14 protein-coding genes are annotated in these 19,322 nt (G+C 65.5%); 8 read left to right on the forward strand and 6 right to left on the reverse strand.

The features are described from left to right. The first annotated feature begins 38 nt into the window (after positions 1-38). The 4 genes from fabG (at position 39) to PFX90_RS00820 (ending at position 3,754) form a co-directional block, all read left to right on the forward strand. On the forward strand, positions 39-797 hold the full coding sequence (gene fabG, locus PFX90_RS00805) for a 3-oxoacyl-[acyl-carrier-protein] reductase (protein WP_285709415.1): 759 nt from the start codon (positions 39-41) through the stop codon (positions 795-797). Beyond that, positions 794-1,357: a hypothetical protein gene (locus tag PFX90_RS00810; RefSeq protein WP_285709417.1), complete on the forward strand. Its 564-nt coding sequence runs from the start codon at positions 794-796 to the stop codon at positions 1,355-1,357. Before fabG ends, PFX90_RS00810 begins: the two co-directional genes overlap by 4 nt. A gap of 157 nt (positions 1,358-1,514) precedes the next feature. Next, on the forward strand, positions 1,515-2,642 hold the full coding sequence (gene dnaN / locus PFX90_RS00815) for a DNA polymerase III subunit beta (protein ID WP_285709419.1): 1,128 nt from the start codon (positions 1,515-1,517) through the stop codon (positions 2,640-2,642). A gap of 29 nt (positions 2,643-2,671) precedes the next feature. After that, positions 2,672-3,754, forward strand: a complete 1,083-nt coding sequence (locus PFX90_RS00820) for a DUF2855 family protein (RefSeq protein ID WP_285709421.1) — start codon at positions 2,672-2,674, stop codon at positions 3,752-3,754. A 9-nt stretch (positions 3,755-3,763) separates the two neighbouring features. Here the strand turns inward: PFX90_RS00820 and PFX90_RS00825 are convergent, their stop codons facing one another. The 3 genes from PFX90_RS00825 to PFX90_RS00835 all read right to left on the reverse strand — a co-directional run bounded on the left by PFX90_RS00825 (position 3,764) and on the right by PFX90_RS00835 (position 8,280). Then, the gene (locus PFX90_RS00825; RefSeq protein WP_285709423.1) at positions 3,764-5,530 is read right to left on the reverse strand and encodes an N-acyl-D-amino-acid deacylase family protein; all 1,767 of its coding nucleotides are present in this window, start codon (positions 5,528-5,530) and stop codon (positions 3,764-3,766) included. A gap of 58 nt (positions 5,531-5,588) precedes the next feature. Next, positions 5,589-6,449, reverse strand: coding sequence for an alpha/beta fold hydrolase (locus PFX90_RS00830; RefSeq protein WP_285709425.1), 861 nt, complete (start codon positions 6,447-6,449; stop codon positions 5,589-5,591). Between the two features lie 133 nt (positions 6,450-6,582). Then, complete coding sequence (locus PFX90_RS00835; RefSeq protein WP_285709427.1) at positions 6,583-8,280, reverse strand: PHA/PHB synthase family protein; 1,698 nt, start codon at positions 8,278-8,280, stop codon at positions 6,583-6,585. A 202-nt stretch (positions 8,281-8,482) separates the two neighbouring features. Between PFX90_RS00835 and PFX90_RS00840 the strand changes: the two genes are divergently transcribed. The 3 genes from PFX90_RS00840 (at position 8,483) to lepA (ending at position 15,385) form a co-directional block, all read left to right on the forward strand. After that, the gene (locus PFX90_RS00840) at positions 8,483-11,212 is read left to right on the forward strand and encodes an EAL domain-containing protein (protein WP_285709428.1); all 2,730 of its coding nucleotides are present in this window, start codon (positions 8,483-8,485) and stop codon (positions 11,210-11,212) included. A 210-nt stretch (positions 11,213-11,422) separates the two neighbouring features. After that, on the forward strand, positions 11,423-13,501 hold the full coding sequence (locus PFX90_RS00845) for a putative bifunctional diguanylate cyclase/phosphodiesterase (RefSeq protein WP_285709430.1): 2,079 nt from the start codon (positions 11,423-11,425) through the stop codon (positions 13,499-13,501). Positions 13,502-13,567: 66 nt separating this feature from the next. Then, a complete protein-coding gene (gene lepA, locus PFX90_RS00850) occupies positions 13,568-15,385 on the forward strand; it encodes a translation elongation factor 4 (RefSeq protein ID WP_285709433.1) in 1,818 nt (605 codons plus the stop codon). Positions 15,386-15,643: 258 nt separating this feature from the next. Here lepA and PFX90_RS00855 read toward each other — a convergent pair whose 3' ends face one another. From PFX90_RS00855 to PFX90_RS00865, 3 genes are all read right to left on the reverse strand, one after another. Continuing rightward, complete coding sequence (locus PFX90_RS00855) at positions 15,644-16,195, reverse strand: TIR domain-containing protein (protein WP_285709436.1); 552 nt, start codon at positions 16,193-16,195, stop codon at positions 15,644-15,646. Further along, entirely contained in the window at positions 16,195-17,058 is an 864-nt protein-coding gene (locus PFX90_RS00860) for a macro domain-containing protein (protein ID WP_285709437.1), read from the reverse strand. Before PFX90_RS00860 ends, PFX90_RS00855 begins: the two co-directional genes overlap by 1 nt. 368 nt (positions 17,059-17,426) lie before the next feature. After that, on the reverse strand, positions 17,427-18,329 hold the full coding sequence (locus PFX90_RS00865; protein ID WP_285709439.1) for a hypothetical protein: 903 nt from the start codon (positions 18,327-18,329) through the stop codon (positions 17,427-17,429). A gap of 198 nt (positions 18,330-18,527) precedes the next feature. Here PFX90_RS00865 and PFX90_RS00870 point away from each other — a divergent pair, with 198 nt between their 5' ends. After that, positions 18,528-19,322 (forward strand): outer membrane protein assembly factor BamD, encoded by a 795-nt coding sequence (locus PFX90_RS00870; protein WP_285709443.1) that lies wholly within the window; start codon positions 18,528-18,530, stop codon positions 19,320-19,322.

Below are 19,322 nucleotides of genomic sequence, written 5' to 3' on the forward strand. Positions count from 1 at the left end.
GCAGAGGGGCGGCTTGAATTGCGGGCAAGGATGCGACGATGTTTTCACTTCAAGGCATGAACGCGCTGGTCACCGGCGCATCGGGCGGGATCGGCTCGGCGATTGCCCACGCGCTCGCCGCGCAGGGCGCGCGTCTGGCGCTGTCGGGCTCGAACGCGGCCAAGCTGCGCGCCTTTCGCGACGAATTGAACGAGGCCTACCCGCATAATCATGACGGCCATGTCGAGATCACCTGCGATCTGGGCAACCAGACCCAGGTCGAGGAGCTGATCCCGGCGATGCTGGATACGCTCGGTTCGGTCGACATCCTCGTCAACAACGCCGGCATCACCCGCGACAATCTGGGGATGCGGATGAAGGACGAGGAGTGGGATCAGGTGATCCGCATCAACCTCGAAGCCGCCTTCCGCCTGATGCGCGCGGCGGCCAAGCCGATGATGAAGGCGCGCTTCGGCCGGATCGTGAACATCACCAGCGTGGTGGGCGCGACGGGCAATCCGGGGCAGATGAACTATTGCGCGGCCAAGGCAGGCCTCACCGGCATGACCAAGGCCTTCGCGCAGGAAGTGGCCAGCCGCGGAATCACGGCGAACTGCGTCGCCCCCGGCTTCATCCGCACCGCGATGACCGCCGCCCTCGACGAAAAGCAGCAAGCCGCGATCAATGGCCGCATCCCGATGGGCCGCATGGGCGAGGGCGCCGAGATCGGTGCCGCAGTCGCCTTCCTCGCCAGCCGCGAGGCGGCCTACATGACGGGCGAGACGCTGCACGTGAACGGCGGGATGGCGATGCTGTGAGGCGGTCGCGGCTGCTCCTTCCCGCAGCCCTCGCGCTCGCCGCCGCGCCCGCCGCGGCCGAGAGCGAACTCGGCTTCACCCATCCGACCGAAATATGCGTTGAACAGCGTACCGATGCGGAATTGGCCGGGCGCTTCGTCGACATGATCCTCGGCGAGACGGGGTTTGGCGAGGCGCGCGAGTTTCCCACGAAAGAATTCGTCGCAATCGGCAAGGATTGCACGCTCGAGCATGGCACGCCTAGCAGTAGCGCCAAAGTTGTCGGCGCCTTGGTTGCAGCCAAGGCTTCGCGCGATGAAGCGGCGCGCCGTCTGGCAGAGCGCGGGGTCGATACCGCGTGGCTGAAGGGTGCGGTCGCCTCCGTGCTGCCCGGCTCAGAGGGCGACGCGGCCCGTGCGAGCGCAGCGACCTTCGCGCTGCTGCGCCAAGCGCCCCCTGCGGGTCTCGCCCTCGATCTTGGCGATGACAACGAGGAGAGCGGCCTGATCGACGTGCTGGTGCATATCTACGTCTCGGGCGTGATCGAGTTGGCCAAGCCGCGCACCCAGCCTGCCCGCTAAGCGCCCCCGCGCCCCCTTATCCCCAGCCCAATACCCCCTCGCAATCCCGCCAACTTGCCCGCCGCGCCGCCTTCGCTAAGGTTTTGCGCAACTTTCGGCGCTTGGAGGCGATTCCTTCGGCTCCCGCGCAAGACACAGGACCGATAAGGGACAAGCGATGAAGGCCACGATCGAACGCGCGACGCTGCTGCGGTGCCTTTCCCATGTTCAATCCGTGGTGGAGCGCCGCAACACCATCCCCATCCTTTCCAACGTCCTGATCGATGCCGACGCGGGCGGAAGCGTGCGGGTGATGGCGACCGACCTCGATCTCCAGGTGGTCGAGACCATGAGCGCCTCCTCGGTCGACCAGCCCGGCGCGATCACGGTTTCGGCGCACCTGCTGTTCGACATCGCAAGGAAGCTGCCCGAGGGGAGCCAGGTCAGCCTCACCACCAGCGAGAACCGTCTGGAGGTCAAGGCCGGCCGCTCGAACTTCAAGCTGCCGACCCTGCCGCGTGACGACTTCCCCGTGATCGTCGAGGGCGACCTGCCGACCAGTTTCGAACTGCCCGCGCGGATGCTCGCCGAGCTGATCGACCGCACGCGCTTTGCGATCTCGACCGAGGAAACGCGCTATTACCTCAACGGCATCTTCCTTCACGTCACCGACGAGGACGAGCCGCTGCTCAAGGCCGCCGCGACCGACGGCCACCGCCTCGCGCGCTTCACCTTGCCGCGCCCCGAAGGTGCTGCCGGGATGCCCGACGTGATCGTGCCGCGCAAGGCCGTGGGCGAGCTCAGGAAGCTGCTCGAAGAGGCGCTGGACGGCAATGTGCTGATCGACCTTTCGGCCAGCAAGATCCGCTTCACGCTGGGCGGTGAGGGTGGGGTGGTACTCACCTCCAAGCTGATCGACGGGACTTTCCCCGATTACAGCCGCGTGATCCCGACCGCCAATGACAAGCTGCTGAAGGTCGATCCCAAGCTGTTCTTCTCAGGCGTCGACCGCGTCGCGACAATCGCCACCGAGAAGACCCGCGCGGTCAAGATCGGGCTCGACAACGACCGCGTGACGCTCTCGGTCACCTCGCCCGACAACGGCACCGCGGCCGAGGAACTGGCGGCCGAATACCGCGCCGAGGGCCTCGAGATCGGGTTCAACGCCAATTATCTCAAGGACATCCTCGGCCAGATCGACAGCGACATGGTGGAACTCCACCTCGCCGACGCCGGCGCGCCGACGCTGATCCGCGAGAACGAAAAGGCCCGCGCGCTCTATGTGCTGATGCCGATGCGGGTGTGATCCCCGCCACATAAGGGAGGGGAAAGGCGATGAACGCCGTTGAAGTCCATGTGCGCAAGGGCGCGCTTACCGATGCCGCGCTGGCCGAAGTGCCGCTGGCGCCGCTCGGCGATGGCGAGGTGCGGCTTCAGGTCGAGAGCTTCTCGGTCACGGCCAACAACGTCACCTATGCGGTGGTGGGCGACGGGTTCCGGTACTGGGACTTCTTCCCCGCACCCGACGGCATGGGCATCGTGCCGATGTGGGGCCATGCGCGGGTGATCGACAGCCGCCACCCCGGGATCGCGGTGGGCGAGCGGGTCTATGGCTATCTGCCGATGGCGAGCCATCTCGATGTGCTCCCCGGACGGGTGAGCGCCGGGGGCTTTTCGGATATGGCCGCGCACCGCCAACCGATGAGCCCGGTCTACAACAGCTACACGCGCCTCGCCGCCGATCCCGAGCATGATCCGCTGCGCGAGGCGGAGCGGATGATCTTCGGCCCGCTGTTCCGCACCGGGTTCCTGATCGAATATTTCCTGCGCGGGCAGGACTGGTTCGGGGCGGAGCAGCTGGTGGTCACCAGCGCCTCCTCCAAGACCGCGATGGGGCTGGCGAGTGTGGCGCGGCAATCCTCGCCAGGGATCCGGCGCATCGGGCTGACCTCCAAGGGCAATGTCGCCTTCGTCGAGGCGAGCGGGCTTTACGATGAGGTCGTCGCGTATGACGATTTGGGGCGCGTCCCCGTGCTGCGCAGCGTCAGCGTGGACTTCGCCGGGAACGCTGAGTTGCTGGCGAACATCCATCGCCATTTCGAGGATGCCTTGGCGCATTCCGCGCTGGTCGGCGCGACCCATATCGAGGCGCGCAGCGTCTTCGGCAAGAACGAGCCGCTGCCGGGCCCCAAGCCCGCCTTGTTCTTCGCCCCCGACCACGCGGTCGCCTTCTTCAAGGCGCACGGGGCCGAAGAAGGCGGCAAGCTGGTCGCGGCCGCCTGGCACGAATTCCTGAAGGCGGCCGAGGGCACCATTGCGATCGCGCGCCACAAGGGCTTGGAGGCCGCGCGCACCGTGTTCACCACGATGGTCGCAGGCCAGATCGACCCGGCCAAAGGGATCGTGATCGAGCCCTGAGGCGGCGGATTACTCCGCCGCTTCGGCCAGTTCGACGCGCTGCGGCCCGCGGATGAGGCCCCCGGGGGTCGCGCCCGTCCACCGCCCGTCGCGGAAGGTGACGGTGCCGCTCTTGATCGTGGCGACGTAGCCCTCGGCCTTCTGCAGCAGCCGCTTGCCGCCTGCCGGAAGGTCGAAGGCGAGCCACGGCTTGCCGAGCTTCAGCCTGTCCATGTCGATCACGTTGAGGTCGGCGAGATAGCCCGGCGCGATCACCCCGCGATCCTCAAGGCCGTAGAGCCGCGCCGTATCGCGGCACTGGCGCTTGATCGCCTGTTCGAGCGTGATCGTCGCGCCGCGGCGGCGAGACTTCACCCAGTGTTCGAGCATGAAGGTCGGCGAGGCCGCGTCGCAGATCGTCCCGCAATGCGCGCCGCCGTCCGACAGCGAATTCACCGTGTCGTCAGCGTGCTGGAGCGGGTGCAGAAAATCGAGATTGCCGTCGGCATAGTTGAGGATCGGCAGGTAAATGAACCCCTTGCCCTCATCCCGGCACAGCAGGTCATAGGCATATTCCTGCGGGGCGACCCCGGCGGCTGCGGCGCGGGCGTTGATGCTGGCGTCGGCGGCGGGTTCGTAGTCGAAATCGGGGTCCATTTCGTATTGCAGGCTCCAGCCCATGCTGATCGCCATCACCACGCCGCCAATGTCCTTGGGCGCGTCGGTGTAGTCGTTGGGTTCGGCGAGCATTTGCGCCTTGAACGCCGGATCGAGCAGCTTCGCGCGCTGTTCTTCCCACGGCAGATCGGCAATCGCCATCCAGCTCGGACGGAAGCGGAAGGGGTGGACGGTGCCCTGCCACGCCATGATGATCCCGTTGCCGCGCAGCGCGATCTGGGCGACGATGTTGGCGCCGTTGTCGTTCTGCGCGCGCATCTCGGCGATCTGCTCGTCGAGCGGCAGTTCCTTGGCGATGGATTGCAGCGCGGCGAAGGTGACGGGGATGCCGGCCTCGCGGCTGAGCTGGCCCATCCATTGGAACTCGTTCCACTCGCGCTTCAAGTCGCTCGCCATTTCGAACACGGCATAGCCGCCCGCAGCGCGCGCGCGGCCCATCGCCTTGCCGATCGCGATCAGCTCTTCCGCTGTGGCTGTGGTGCCGGGCACCAGCTCGCCGTCGACCGATTTGTGCAGCACAGTGCGCGAGGTCGAGAAGCCGAGCGCGCCCGCGCGCACGCCTTCCTCGACGATTGCCGACATTGCGGCGATGTCCTCGGCCGTCGGCACCGCGCCGGGCTGCTCGCGGTCCCCCAGCACATAGGCGCGCACCGCGCCGTGGGGGACGTGGGTGCCGACATCGACTGTCCTCGGCAGCTTTTCCAATGCATCGAGATACTCGGGGAAGGTTTCCCAGTCCCAGGTCATCCCCTCGGCGAGAGCGGTGCCGGGGATGTCCTCGACCCCCTCCATCAGGCTGATGAGCCACTCGTGGCGGTCGGGCCGCGCGGGGGCGAAGCCGACGCCGCAATTGCCCATCACGACCGTGGTGACGCCGTGCCAGCTGGAGGGGGCCATCTCCTGATCCCAGGTGGCCTGCCCGTCATAATGGGTGTGGATGTCGACGAAGCCCGGGGCGACGACCTTGCCGGCGGCGTCGATCTCCTCGGCGGCGCTCCCCGTCACACGGCCCACCGCCGCGATCAGCCCGTCCTTCACCGCGACATCCCCGGTGAAGGCCGGGGCCCCGGTGCCGTCGACGATCGTGCCGCCGCGGATGATGAGGTCGTATTGCGCCATGTCTCTCTCCCTTTTGGCAGGGAGATTGTCGCAATCGGCCCGAGGTGTCCAGCGCGGGCTAGGCCGCCGCGCGTTTCGCCTCGCGCTCGGTATCGGGCGCGTCGAGAAACTCGCGGATGGCCGCGACGCTTTCGTCGGCGTGGGTCAGAAGGAACAGGTGCCCGCCGCCTTCGAAGGTGATCATCCGCGAATTGGGGATCATCGCGGCAAGGATCTTGCCGTTGATGAGCGGGACGATCTGGTCCTCGTCACCCATCATGATCAGCGTTTCCTTGTTCATGAAGGGGAGCGCAGGGAGGCTCGTCCAGCCGAGCATGCACATCAGCTGGTAGACGTAGCCGCGCGGGGAAGGGGGCTTCAACCGGCTGATATGGCTCGCCTTGTGATCCTCGCCGGCGCTTTCGACCATGCCGCCGTAGAGCGTCTTGAAGTGCTTCGCCATGAACTCGGGGTCCACATAGCGGCGCGGGTCGGCCATCTTGGTGAAGGCGGCGGGGTTGCCCGGCACCATCAGCATTCCCGGCGTGGTCGCGATCAGCGTCAGGCGGCGCGTCAGCCCGGGGTGCTGGAGCGCGAAGTGCTGCGCCATCGCGCCGCCCCACGACACGCCCATCACGTCGACCTGCTCGAGGCCATATTTCGCCAGCAGCTGCGAGGCTGTCCAGCTCATGGTGAAGGGGTTGTAGGGCACCAGCGGATCGGGCGATTCGCCCACACCCGGCATATCGAACATGATGAAGCCGCGCTCGGGCAGGGCGGCTGCCAGCGGGGCCACCGCCTCGATGTTCGCACCGATGCCGTTGAAGAACAGAACCGGCAGATGGTCGGAAGGCATATCGAGCCGCCAGGCAGCAGTCCGTAGCGTCCGGCCGCCCACTTGCTCCATCGAGACGACCGCGTCGTCCATGGGATTGGTCACGTAGTCACGTCCTTTCATACCCCCCGAAAGAGGGGCGGGTTGGGCGCGCACGCCGATCCCATAGCGCGCGCGCCCACAAGCTTTTGCGCCATCGTTCCGGCTCGCGGAACGCCCCTGACGCGGGTTCCCTGTATCAGACTTCTTCGACGACGTAGAGTCCCGGCGCGGCTTCCATCGGCGCATAGGTGGCATTGCCGAGGCTCGCGGGGGCCGGCTTCTTCTTGCCCGAGCGCTTCTGCACCCACTCCATCCACAGTGGCCACCAGCTGCCCGCGACCTCCTGCGTGCCCTGCAACCACTCGTCGGCGGTCTCGGGGAGCTTGCCCGGCTTTGCCTGCACGAAATACTTCGCCTTGGGGTTGCCCGGCGGGTTGAGGATCGCCTGCATGTGGCCGCTCTGCGAGAGCACGTAGGTCACGTCCTTCGATCCGAACAGCTGGGTCGAACGATAGGTCGCCTTCCACGGCGTGATGTGATCGGTCACCCCGCCGAGGATGAAGAGGTCGGCGGTCACCTTGGAAAGGTCGACCTTGTGCCCGGCCATCTCGACCTCGCCCTTCTTGGTGAAGGCGAGGGTTTCGAACAGCGTGAGGAAGTCGCCCATCAGGCTCGAGGAGAGATTGGTCGCGTCGGCGTTCCAGAACAGCACGTCGAAGGCCGGCGGGTCCTGCCCCAGCAGGTAGTTGTTGATGACGTAGTTCCAGATGAGGTCGTTGGGCCGCAGCCACGCGAAGCCGCGGGCAAGGTCGTCGGCCTTGATCACGCCCTGCTTCATCGCGCGCTGGCGGGCGAGCTGCATCCCGTTCTCGCTGACCAGCGATCCGGCCTCGATATCGGTCGGCTTGGGGTGGAGCACGCAGACCATCAGCGTCAGCGAGCCGAGGATCGGGTTGTTGGTCGCGGCGAGCTTCGAGGCCAGCACCGAGGCGGTCTGCCCGCCCGAGCACCCGGCCGAGACGTTCACCTTCTTCGAGCCGGTGATCGAGGACACCACCTCCAGCGCCTTCTCGCAGGCCGCGATGTAATCGGCCATGCCCCACTTGCCCTGTTCCTTGGTGGGATTGCGCCACGAGATGACGAAGGTCTGGATGCCGTTGTCGACCTGCCACTTGATCACCGACTTATCGGGCGAGAGGTCGTTGATGTACATCTTGTTGATCTGCGGCGGGACGGTCAGCTGAGGAATTTCATGCACTTCCTCGGTGGTCGGCGCATATTGCAGCAGTTCCATGATCTCGTCGCGGTAGACCACGTTGCCCTTGGAGGTGGCGATGTTCTTGCCGATCTTGAAGGGCCGCTTGTCGACCTGGCTGACCATGCCCTTGTTGTGGACGAGGTCGTTATAGGCGTTCTGCAGCCCCTTGATGAGGCTGAGGCCGCCCGAATTGATGATCTGCTTCTGCGCGGTCGGATTGCCGATCAGCGAGTTGGTGGGGGCAAGGCCATCGAGGATGATGTTGGCGATGAAGTTCGCCCGGTTACGCTCCAGTTCGTCGAGTTCCAGTTCCTCGAGCCAGTTCTTCATCCCCTTCTGCACCGCGAGGTAATATTGCGCGCCGGCGCGGAAGAAGGGGTTGTATTGCCACGCGGGGTCCATGAACCGCTTGTCCTTGGGATCGGGCGCGAGTTCGCTCTTGCCGGTCATGATCTTGACCATGTCCTGCGCCATCGCGGTGCCGTGGCGCAGGAAGCGCGAGGGGTCCGATGCAGTCTCGCGCAGCAGCAGCGCGACCGCGCTGACGAAGTCCTCGCGCGCCACCCCGATCAGCGGCCCCAGGGCGTTGGTGGACTGGGCTGCCTCGTTCTCGAGCTTTACTTCGCGTCGTGCCATGAAATCCCCTCTGGTTCGACCCTGCGTGTGCCGCTTGATACGGCTTTGCGTTAACGCGGTCGTCGATTGGCAGAATGCAGCCTCGGGCCCCAAGTTGCAAGCATCTGCAAGGGGCCGGCGCGCGCCAAACGGGGCGCATTGGTTCAAGAATTAAGTATCCCGATTAACGATTTTCTAGGCCATCCTGAGGCAAGGCAGGCCCATGGCCGGGGAACCTTTCCGCAAACTCGTAACCGACAATCCACGCCCGCCCGTAGCGGGGCGCGATCTGCGCGCGGCCGCCAAGGCGCGGGCTGCCTCGGGCGAGGCAGACGTGGCCGAAAACCGCGCGCGCGGCGAGCGGCGCGGGGCCGAGCGGCTGCAGACCGAACGTGCGGGCGGCTTGCAGCAGGCGATCGACGAGCCCGCCAGCGAACAGAGCTTCTTCCTCCCCCGCCAGGCCGGCGGCATGACGCTGTTCCTCGTCGCCGCCTATGCGCTGGCGGCAGGCGTGTTCCAGGGCCTGCCCTCGACCACCACCATGACCTTCGCGCTGGCCTCGGCGACGCTGTTCGCCTGCGGATCGCTGTTCGCCGCGATCGAGCGCCGCTCCGAGGCCTTGAGCGTGGTCAGGCTCGGGATCGTCTTCATCGGCATCGTGCTGCCCATGGGCTGCGCGGGGCTAGCGCTGGCGCTGTGGGTGGGCGAGGGCCTGCCGTGGCAATGGGGGATTGCGACGCTCGTCTGCATCAACGCCGCCGCCGCCGCGCTGTTCGACATGCGCATCATCTCGCTGTTCTGCGCCAAGATCGCGAGCTGGACCGGGTTTGCCGTGCTGGTGCCCGAAAACGTCACCTTTGCCGCGGTCTTCGCCGCCGCGCTGACTCTGTCGCTGATCGCCCGGCTCGAATGGAAGGCCGCGCAGAAGCGCCGCCTTGCCCGCGAGGCGCGCGAGCGGGTCGCGGCGCGCGCCGAGGACATCCTGCGCAGCTTCGAGGAAACCGGGCAGGGCTGGTTCTGGGAAACCGACCGCCGCGGCCTCATCACCTACATCTCCCCCAAGGCCGCGACCGTGCTCGGCAAGACCAGCGATCAGGTCGTCGGCTGCCCGCTGTCCGAAATCGTCGATCCCACGCAAGGCGCCGCCGATGCCGAGCGCACGCTCGCCTTCCACCTCTCGGCGCGCTCGGCCTTCCATGACGTGGAAGTGCGCGCCGCGACCACGGGCGACGAGCGCTGGTGGGCGCTTGCGGGCCGTCCGGTCTATGACAGCTACAAGAACTTCTGCGGCTTCCGCGGCCACGGCACCGACCTCACCGAGAAGCGCCGCTCCGAACAGCAGGTCTCGCGCCTTGCGCACTATGATTCGCTCACCGGTCTCGCCAACCGCGTGCAGATGAGCCAGGCGCTGGAGCAGATCCTCGCCGCCCCCAGCGGTCGCGAGCGCGCCTGCGCGGTGCTGATGCTCGATCTCGACCGTTTCAAGCACGTCAACGATACCCTCGGCCACCCGGCGGGCGATGCGCTGCTCAAGCAGGTCGCCCAGCGGCTCGAGCGCGCGATCGACGGCCACGGTCGCTGCGGACGTCTGGGCGGCGACGAGTTCCAGGTGATCGTCCCCGGCCACCAGGACCGCCACACGCTCGGCCACATGGCGGCCGCGATCATCAACTCGCTCTCGCAGCCCTATTCGATCCAGGGCCAGAGCGTGGTGATCGGCGCCTCGGTCGGCATCGCGCTCGCGCCCGAGCACGGCTCGAACAGCGACGAGCTGATCCGCAACGTCGACCTTGCGCTCTATGCCGCCAAGGATGCCGGGCGCGGGGTCTACCGCTTCTATGCCGAGGATCTCCACGCCGCGGCCGAAGAGCGCGCCGAGCTCGAACAGGACCTGCGCGAGGCGATCGCCAAGGGCGAGCTCCAGCTCTACTACCAGCCGGTCGTCTATGCCGCGAACGAGAAGATCGTCGGCTTCGAGGCGCTGATGCGCTGGAACCACCCCAAGCGCGGGTGGATCAGCCCGGCCAAGTTCGTCCCCATCGCCGAGGATGCGGGCCTCATCGACCGCATCGGCCAATGGGCGCTGCGCACGGCCTGCGCCGACCTGGCCCGCTGGCCGCGCTCGATCCGATGCGCGGTCAACGTTTCGGCGCTGCAATTCGCCAACCCCGACCTGCCGACCATCGTCGCCAATGCGCTCGCCCACAGCGGCGTCGCGCCCTCGCGGCTCGAGCTGGAAATCACCGAGAGCGTGTTCCTCAACGACAGTTCGGGCACGGATGCGATGTTCAAGGCGCTGAAGCGGGTCGGCGTGCGCCTCGCGCTCGACGATTTCGGCACGGGCTATTCCTCGCTCGGCTATCTGAAGAAGGCGCCCTTCGACAAGATCAAGATCGACCGCAGCTTCGTGCAGGGCGCCACCGAAGAGGGCAGCCGCAACGGCGCGATCATCGCCTCGATCACCAGCCTCGCCGAAGCGCTGCACATGGACACCACGGCAGAGGGCGTGGAGACGCTGGACGAGCTCGAACTGGTGCGCCTGCTCGGGTGCAGCCACGTTCAGGGCTATATCTACTACAAGCCGATGAACGCTGCGGACGCGACCGCGCTGGTCTCGGGCGATCTGGTGGCGCAGGCCGACGGGCCGCAATGCGCCCGCGCCCCGCGCCAGAACCTGCTGCGCAAGGTGATCGTGGTCTACAGCGGCAACCGCCTCAATGCGACGCTGCGCAACATCTCCGAAAGCGGGGCGATGATCGAAGGCCTGTGGAACATGCCCGTGGGCACGGCAATGCGGGTCGAATTCTCCGCCGACAAGACCGTCACCGCACAGGTCCGCTGGTCGCGCGAGAACCGCGTCGGGATCGAATTCCACCAGCCTCTGCGCCGCCGCGCCGACGGCACCTTCGCCGTTCTCAAGGGCGCGCCGGGACAGGCCGCCGCGGCCTGGTAGGCGGGGCTCTTCGGCAGGCGCATTAGGCCAAAAGTAACCATCGGACTTTAGAACTGGCAAACACACTCCGGCGGCAGGTCTCCCCCTTGCGCGCCCGAGGTCTGGAGGTTTGCCCGCGAGATGTCCCTGAAGGGTCTCTTGTCATCCCGCAGCGGTCGAGGCGGATCGCGTGGCCCGGTATCGGCGCTGTCCGATGGCGAGCGCCTCGCCATGCTCGACGATCTCGAGCAATCGGGGCTGGGCTGGTTCTGGGCGAGCGATGCGGCCGGCAACCTCACCTATCTCTCCGCCGCCATCGCCGCGCGGCTCGACCTGCCGCTCGACGCGCTGATCGGCCAGCCGCTCGCGGCGATCTTCACCGCGGCCGAAAGCGACGGGCGGGGCAAGACGCTCTCGCTGATGCTCGGCGCGCACAAGGCCTTTGCGGGCATGGCGGTGCGCGCGACGCGGCGGCCCCAAGGCGCCGTGCTGCGCCTGTCCGGTCAGCCGATCATGAGCCTGACCGGCAAGTTCCAGGGCTTCCGCGGCACCGGGGCTGACATCACCGAGGAATATACCCGCGAGGAGGAAACCGCCCGCCTCGCGCGGTTCGATTCGCTCACCGGCCTCAGCAACCGCCACCGCATGGCGAGCCACATCGAGGCGACGCTCACCGCCTTCAAGGCCGCGCGCCGCAACTGCGCGGTGATGATGATCGATTGCGACCGCTTCAAGCATGTCAACGACACGCTCGGCCATGCGGCGGGTGACGAGCTGCTCAAGCAGGTGGCAAGCCGTCTGACCCGCGCGATCGACCGCGAATGCGAGATCGGTCGGCTGGGTGGCGACGAGTTCCAGGTGCTGCTCCCCGATATCGACGACCGCGGCGAGCTGGCCGAGCTGGCGGCCAAGATCATCGCCATGCTGCGCCAGCCCTACAGTCTCGAGGAGGGCCGCTGCGTGATCGGCGCCTCGGTCGGGATCGCGATCGCCCCGCATGACGGCATGACCCGCGAGGACATCGTGCGAGCGGCCGACCTTGCGCTCTACGCCGCCAAGAACGGCGGGCGCGCGCAGTACCGCTTCTTCTCGGGCGAGCTCGAGAACGAGACGATCTTCCGCCGCCGGCTGGAGCAGGACCTCGGCACGGCGCTGCGCGAGGAGCAGCTGTTCCTGCGCTTTGAGCCCATCGTCGAGGCGAGCGGCGGCACGGTCGCCTCGCTCGAGGCGCATGTGTGCTGGAACCACTCCGCGCGCGGCGTGATCGACGAGGAGGAATTCGCGCAGATCATCGAGGGCTCGGCGCTGACCGCCGATGTCGGCCGCTGGGCGGTGCGCGCGGCCTGCGCCGCGGCGGCCGACTGGCCCGAGAGCGTGCGGCTGGCGGTCAATGTCCCCGTGCCGCTGCTGCTCGCCGACGATTTCGTGGCGCTGGTCGGCGAGGCGCTGGATGGCGCAGGCCTCGCGCCCGGACGGCTCGAGCTCGAGATCAGCGAGGCGGTGTTCTTCGGCGATGCGAGCGTGGTCGACCGCACGCTCGCCGCGCTGTTCCGGCTCGGGGTGCGGCTGACGCTGGACGAGTTCGGCAGCGGCTATTCCTCGCTCGCGTACCTGCGCCGCGCGCCTTTCGATGCGATCAAGATCGACCAGAAGCTGGTCGCCGAGGCCGAGCGCCACGATGCGCGCGAGATGGGCCTTGTGCGCGCGATCGTCGCGCTGGCAGGCGCGCTGCAGATGGACACGATGGCGGGCGGGATCGAGAGCGCGGGACTACTCGCGGCGCTCACCGAATGCGGCTTGCGTTATCTCCAGGGCCCGATCTTCAGCGAACCGGCCGAAGCCGAAGCGGTGATCGCCGAGATGGCAGGCGGCAGCTGGAAGATCGACCCGGGCTCCGAACGCACCCGCCGCGCACGCCGCCGCACGGTGTTCCGCAAGATCCAGGTGATCCACGACGACTACGCCTACGAGGTGACGCTGCGCAACCTCTCCAAGTCGGGCGCGCTGATCGAGGGGTTGGCGAATGTGCCCAAGGGCACGCAATTCGTGGTCGACCTCGGCGGCGGCCAGCTCGCGGTGGCGACAGTGACGCGCTCCAACGGCGACGTGCAGGGGCTGGAGTTCGAGCAGTCGCTGATCGAGGACGGCTCGGGCGGCCTGTGCACCCGCAACCGCGTCTCGCCCTACGCACTCGCCGCAGCCGGCGCCCCGCTCGCGCCGCTTGCCCCGGGCAAGTTCATGGGGCTGGCACAGGGCTCGGCCGTGCCCAAGTTCGGCTACGCGCTTCCCCTGCGCGGCGAGGCGGTCTGAGGCCCTTGGGGCAGTTGCGTTTTTGGCGAATGACAAGGCGGTGACCGGGCGCTACATCGCGCGGCGATGACTGACCTCTCCCATATCCGCAATTTCTCCATCATCGCGCACATCGACCATGGCAAGTCGACGCTGGCTGACCGGCTGATCCAATTCACCGGGGGCCTCACCGCGCGCGAGATGTCCGAGCAAGTCCTTGATAACATGGACATCGAGAAGGAGCGCGGCATCACCATCAAGGCGCAGACCGTGCGCCTCAACTACACCGCCAAGAACGGCGAAACTTACCAGCTCAACCTGATGGACACCCCCGGCCACGTCGACTTCGCCTACGAGGTCTCGCGCAGCCTCGCCGCCTGCGAGGGCGCGCTGCTCGTCGTCGACGCCGCGCAGGGGGTCGAGGCCCAGACCCTCGCCAACGTCTACCAGTCGATCGAGCACGATCACGAAATCGTCCCCGTCATCAACAAGATCGACCTCCCCGCCGCCGAGCCCGACAAGGTCCGCGCCGAGATCGAGGACATCATCGGATTGGACGCCTCCGAGGCCGTCCTCGCCTCCGCCAAGTCGGGCATCGGCATCGAGGAAGTGCTCGAAGCCGTCGTCGCCAAGATCCCGGCCCCCAAGGGCACCACCGAAGCCCCGCTCAAGGCCAGCCTCGTCGACTCCTGGTACGACCCCTATCTCGGCGTCGTCATCCTCGTGCGCGTGATCGACGGCAAGCTCACCAAGGGCCTCCAGATCAAGTTCATGCAGGGCGGCACCCAGCACCTCGTCGACCGCGTCGGCTGCTTCACCCCCAAGCGCACCGACCTTGCCGAGCTCGGGCCCGGCGAGATCGGCTTCATCACCGCGCAGATCAAGGAAGTCGAACAGGCCCGCGTCGGCGACACCATCACCACGGTCAAGGGCGGGGCGACCGAGGCGCTGCCGGGCTACAAGGAAGTCCAGCCCGTGGTCTTCTGCGGCCTCTTCCCGGTCGACGCTGCCGACTTCGAGAAGCTGCGCGAAAGCATCGCCAAGCTGCGCCTCAACGATGCGAGCTTCTCCTTCGAGATGGAGTCCTCCGCGGCGCTGGGCTTCGGCTTCCGCTGCGGCTTCCTCGGCCTCCTCCACCTCGAGATCATCCAGGAACGCCTCAGCCGCGAATACGACCTCGACCTCATCACCACCGCGCCCAGCGTCGTCTACCGCATCCACCTCGGCCATTCGAAGACCGAGGACGCCAAGACCATCGACATCCACAACCCCGCCGACTGGCCCGACACCAACCGCATCGAGTCGATCGAGGAGCCGTGGATCAAGGCGGTGATCTACACCCCCGACGAATACCTCGGCGCGATCCTCAAACTGTGCCAGGACCGCCGCGGCATCCAGACCGAACTCACCTATGTCGGCGGCCGCGCGCAGGTGAGCTACGAGCTGCCATTGAACGAAGTGGTGTTCGACTTCTACGACCGCCTGAAGTCGATCTCGCGCGGCTACGCCAGCTTCGACTACGAGCAGATCGGCACCCGCGAGGGCGACCTCGTGAAGATGAATATTCTTGTAAATAACGAGCCCGTGGATGCCTTGTCGTTGATCGTCCACCGTGCGAACGCAGAGGAGCGGGGACGCGGCATGTGCGAACGCCTCAAGGACCTCATCCCCCGCCACCTGTTCAAGATCCCGATCCAGGCCGCGATCGGCGGCAAGGTGATCGCCCGCGAGACCATCGCCGCCCTGCGCAAGGACGTGACCGCCAAGTGCTATGGCGGGGACATTACCCGGAAGAAGAAGCTGCTCGAGAAGCAGAAGAAGGGGAAGGCGCGGATGCGGGAGTATGGCAACGTCAGTATTCCTCAGGAAGCCTTTATCGCTGCTCTCAGAATGGGTGAGGAGTGACTTTCACCCCTCCCGCTTGCGGGAGGGGCAGGGGGTGGGCCTGTCCTAAAGTGGCTCGCTGCGCTCGCTCCCACCCCTAACCCCTCCCGCAAGCGGGAGGGGGATCAAACTAGAAGCAAGAGAGTGTACTCTAGGCTGCGGGCGGCTGCGGGTTAGGCCATTTGGAAGCGAAGCTGGCCGAAGGCCACCTCGTGGCCGCGGCTGATCCTTTTTGGTAGAGGCGGCGTCATGTGCGGCTTAGAGATGGACAATAAGGCCTCATAGGAGCCCGAATTGCCGATAAGCATTGTCGTCGTAGTAACCCAGTCCTCCGCCATTAGGAAGGTTATTTGGGCCAAATTGTGCCATCGCCGCATCTAGTGCCTTTCTGTTGAAAGGGATATGTATGACACTTGCGGTGCCGTTTTCGATCCTTTCTTTCAGCGCGGCGGGCCAAAGCTGAGACAAGGCTTTTGGGTTCCTTATTACACCTTCGCCAGGATACGTTGCAATGATTGGAATTTTACAATTATCCACTGCATAAGAAATCTCATACGGAACGAAGTCTCTATCATTCTTTGTTGTCGATCCGACAATAAGAACCATATTCTTTGAAGAGTCTAGTCGAGCTCTGAGGCTTCTTTTTACTGTCTCTGCTCGACTTGTATCCCTAACTGCTGCCACCTTTTCGTGACTATTTACGAACTTAAACTCAATTTCGTCGTTCTCATGCCACGCCTTTAGCATTCGATAGTATCTTATGTCTGATGCTGTGGGGTCTGTTTTCCCCTCGGCGTGGAAAGCGATGTAGGTGCCGTTTCGATAAACCATTATCGCGTCATCCAGTCTCTTTTGATTTCACGCAGATCAATGTGTTCAAAGCAGTCATCATGTACGATGATGCGTACCTGCTTCGGAATGCCATATTTTCTTCCGTAGTCGACCAGCCTTAATGTGATAAGCCTCAGAAGATGTTGAGGATCAACGTTTATCCCTGATAGGCCGTTGCCCATAAGGGGCATAGCTAGAGGGTCTCCTGAGCCATGATGCAAGACACTCTCAAGGCCTCCAGTCATCGCATCCCAAAGCATCGGTACGTCGGCGTATGCCTTATGCGTTCTTAAATCAGTCTTTGACAAGGCAACAAGAAATGCTCTGCGGCTACCGTTCTGAAGTATCGCAGTAGTACCAATCTTGTAAGCAGTGCTTGGCAAGCCAGGTCTAGGGATATCGGTTCCATTCGTCCCGCGAAGCGAAGTGTCTACAGCGGCGCGGAACCGAATTTCGTCGCCGGCGAAAATCTTCGTGATAAATTGGCCATGTACAGATCGTGAAGATATTACATCTCCGAGCCGACTGTCAAAGAATTCATTTACTGAAAACAGCCAATTCGCATCCTCTGCGAATATGTCGCCAAATTTTATAGTTATATAGCTGTCGATCGTCGGTATCTTGAACGTGATTTTCCGCGGTTCATAAACGTAACTTAAGAAGCCGAGTAGCGCAGCTAAAAAGACCAAAGCAAAGAAGGTCTGACCGTTGTTCTTCAGCCATGAGGCAAGGTCATCGGAAATGACCTGTCCTATTTCCGTAAGGAGCCAGACGCCGCCGACTGCGCTGAGCGCTCGAGAAAGTCCCAAGAGCCAACGGCGTCGAATGCCAACGAGAAAAGATTGAGCAACGTTTGCGGCCATCGTGGCTAACATTGTGCTCGCACCGTCAATGCGTTGCAACGCTGCCTTCCGGCAGCTTCCACAACTGAGTAGCGCATTCAAGCTTTTGGCTAAACGAAAGTATGCAGCGCTATAGGGTGTTTAGCAGCCGCGGCAAAGCCGTGGCCATGAGGTGGCCTTCGGCCAGCTTCGCTTCCGAACGGGTTCACCCCTCGCTGCGCTTCGGGCCGCCCCGCCGGCCGGGGCGGGTGATGCGCTGACGCGCGCCGGCTTCCAGCTTGCCGTTTGCTGGGCAAACGACTGCGCTGCGCGCCTTCACCTTCACCTGCCCCTCCACCACCTTTGGTGGTCCCCCTCCCCTGAAGGGGAGGATCAGTGCGCCTCGCCTCTCAGGGGTCGAAGTTGTCATCCTTCAGCGTCCATGTGGTCTTAGGCGGCGGCGCGGGCTTGGGTTTGCCGTAGCTCCACCCTTCGGGCGGGTGCTGCGGCGGCTCCTCCTCCGCCTCGCGCACCGGCGCGGGGAGGGCAGGAGGCTCGACCGGGTCGTAATAGTTGGTGGGGGTGTTGATATCGCCGCCCGCGATCCGGCGCGTGCGTTCGTCGGCGTTAGCCGCGGCGAGGTCGCGGTCGCGCAGCTCGGCGAAGCGGGCGAAGGCGGCGAGGGTTTCCTCGCTGAGGACGGCGCGGCGCTCGGGGCGTTCGCGTTCGATGCGGCGGCGGATCTCCATGATCTTGCGGTCGATGCTCGCGCGCACCTCGGCGGCGGAGACATTGGGCCGCTCGGCCTCCCACTCCTTGCGCCACTGCTTCTTCAATCGGTCGAGCTGCATCTGGCTGACCGCGTTGAGGCCTCTCGGCCCGCCGCCCGCGGCAAAGCGCTCGGGCGCGCGGTTGCGCAGCATGAACATCAGGAGCCGGTCATTGTGCTTGATGCGGGTGCCGATGAGCTTGCCGTAGGAATAGACCGGCTCCTCGGTGCCGTTGAGGGCGCGGTCCATGGCGACGTCCTCGATCCGCTGGATGCCGAGCGCGAGGGCGGCTTCCCAGGCGGCGCGGAATTCCTCGGCGCCGGGCTGGCGGCGCAGGTGGTAGGCGCCGACGCTGCTCATGTCGACCGCGCGGGCGGCGGCCTCGACCGAGCCGGTGTCGGCGAGCGCTTCGATGAAGCCGCGCTGGCGCTCGGGGGTCCAGCCGTCGTGGCGCTGGTACTGGCGGGGGACGGGGGTGAAGGCGGGGAGCTCTCCTGCGGACACGGGGAGCCGGGCGGAGCGGGGGTCTTTGCGGCGGGTCATGGAGGGAGGGAAACACATTTCGCGCGTGTAGGAAAATGTGCGGGAGGGCGCGCCGCGGCAGAGCCGCGTCGTCGAACGGGTCGGCTGACGCCGCCCGCCGGCCGGGCTTGCCGCCTCTTGTTTGCAAGTCTGGCGACTTGCGCACAGGGCGTCAGCCTTCACTTGGCGTTCAGGGCGGGCCTCGTTATAGGAGCGGGCATGTCGATCAAGCTCCCCACTCGTGTCGCGCAGGCCGCGCTCGCCGCTTTCACTCTTGCGGGCCTTTCGGCCTGTGCCGGGGGCGGGGGGGAGAAGGACGTCGCCTATGTCGCGCGCGATGTCGAATCGCTCTATGCCGAGGCGCAGCGGCGGCTCGACCGGGGGAACACGCTCCAGGCCGCGGCGCTGTTCGACGAGGTGGAGCGCCAGCACCCCTATTCGCCCTGGGCCCGCCGCGCGCAGCTGATGAGCGCCTTCAGCTACTACATCGCGCGCGATTACAACAAGGCGATCCAGAACGCGCAGCGGTTCCTGTCGATCCACCCGGGGAACAAGGACGCGCCTTACGCCTACTACCTGATCGCGCTCTCCTATTACGAGCAGATCAGCGACGTGAACCGCGACCAGAAGATCACCGAGCAGGCGCAAACTGCGCTGCGCGAGGTCAACCGGCGCTTCCCGCAGAGCGAATACGCCGCCGACGCGCGGCTGAAGCTTGACCTTGTCGCCGATCACCTTGCGGGCAAGGAGATGGAGATCGGGCGCCACTACCAACGCATGGGCCTGTGGCTTGCCGCCGACATGCGGTTCCGCAACGTGGTCGAGAAGTTCGACACCACCAGCCACACCCCCGAGGCGCTCTACCGCCTGTGCGAGAGCAGCCTTGCCCTGGGCGTGCCGACCGAAGCGGTGAAGTACGCCGCGGTGCTGGGCGCGAACTACCCCGGCAGCGAATGGTACGAGCGCGCCTTCAAGCTGGTGAACAAGAACGCCGAGGGCGTCACGGCGTCGTAA

Origin of the sequence: Erythrobacter oryzae (genome assembly GCF_030271515.1) — a bacterium.
Taxonomy (GTDB): Bacteria; Pseudomonadota; Alphaproteobacteria; order Sphingomonadales; family Sphingomonadaceae; genus Erythrobacter; species Erythrobacter oryzae.

Coding starts and splice junctions, on each gene's coding strand:
- fabG (WP_285709415.1), top strand. CDS start 39: ATGTTTTCACTTCAAGGCATGAACGCGCTGGTCACCGGCGCATCGGGC.
- dnaN (WP_285709419.1), top strand. CDS start 1,515: ATGAAGGCCACGATCGAACGCGCGACGCTGCTGCGGTGCCTTTCCCAT.
- PFX90_RS00820 (WP_285709421.1), top strand. CDS start 2,672: ATGAACGCCGTTGAAGTCCATGTGCGCAAGGGCGCGCTTACCGATGCC.
- PFX90_RS00825 (WP_285709423.1), bottom strand. CDS start 5,530: ATGGCGCAATACGACCTCATCATCCGCGGCGGCACGATCGTCGACGGC.
- PFX90_RS00835 (WP_285709427.1), bottom strand. CDS start 8,280: ATGGCACGACGCGAAGTAAAGCTCGAGAACGAGGCAGCCCAGTCCACC.
- PFX90_RS00840 (WP_285709428.1), top strand. CDS start 8,483: ATGGCCGGGGAACCTTTCCGCAAACTCGTAACCGACAATCCACGCCCG.
- PFX90_RS00845 (WP_285709430.1), top strand. CDS start 11,423: ATGCTCGACGATCTCGAGCAATCGGGGCTGGGCTGGTTCTGGGCGAGC.
- lepA (WP_285709433.1), top strand. CDS start 13,568: ATGACTGACCTCTCCCATATCCGCAATTTCTCCATCATCGCGCACATC.
- PFX90_RS00855 (WP_285709436.1), bottom strand. CDS start 16,195: ATGGTTTATCGAAACGGCACCTACATCGCTTTCCACGCCGAGGGGAAA.
- PFX90_RS00860 (WP_285709437.1), bottom strand. CDS start 17,058: ATGGCCGCAAACGTTGCTCAATCTTTTCTCGTTGGCATTCGACGCCGT.
- PFX90_RS00865 (WP_285709439.1), bottom strand. CDS start 18,329: ATGACCCGCCGCAAAGACCCCCGCTCCGCCCGGCTCCCCGTGTCCGCA.
- PFX90_RS00870 (WP_285709443.1), top strand. CDS start 18,528: ATGTCGATCAAGCTCCCCACTCGTGTCGCGCAGGCCGCGCTCGCCGCT.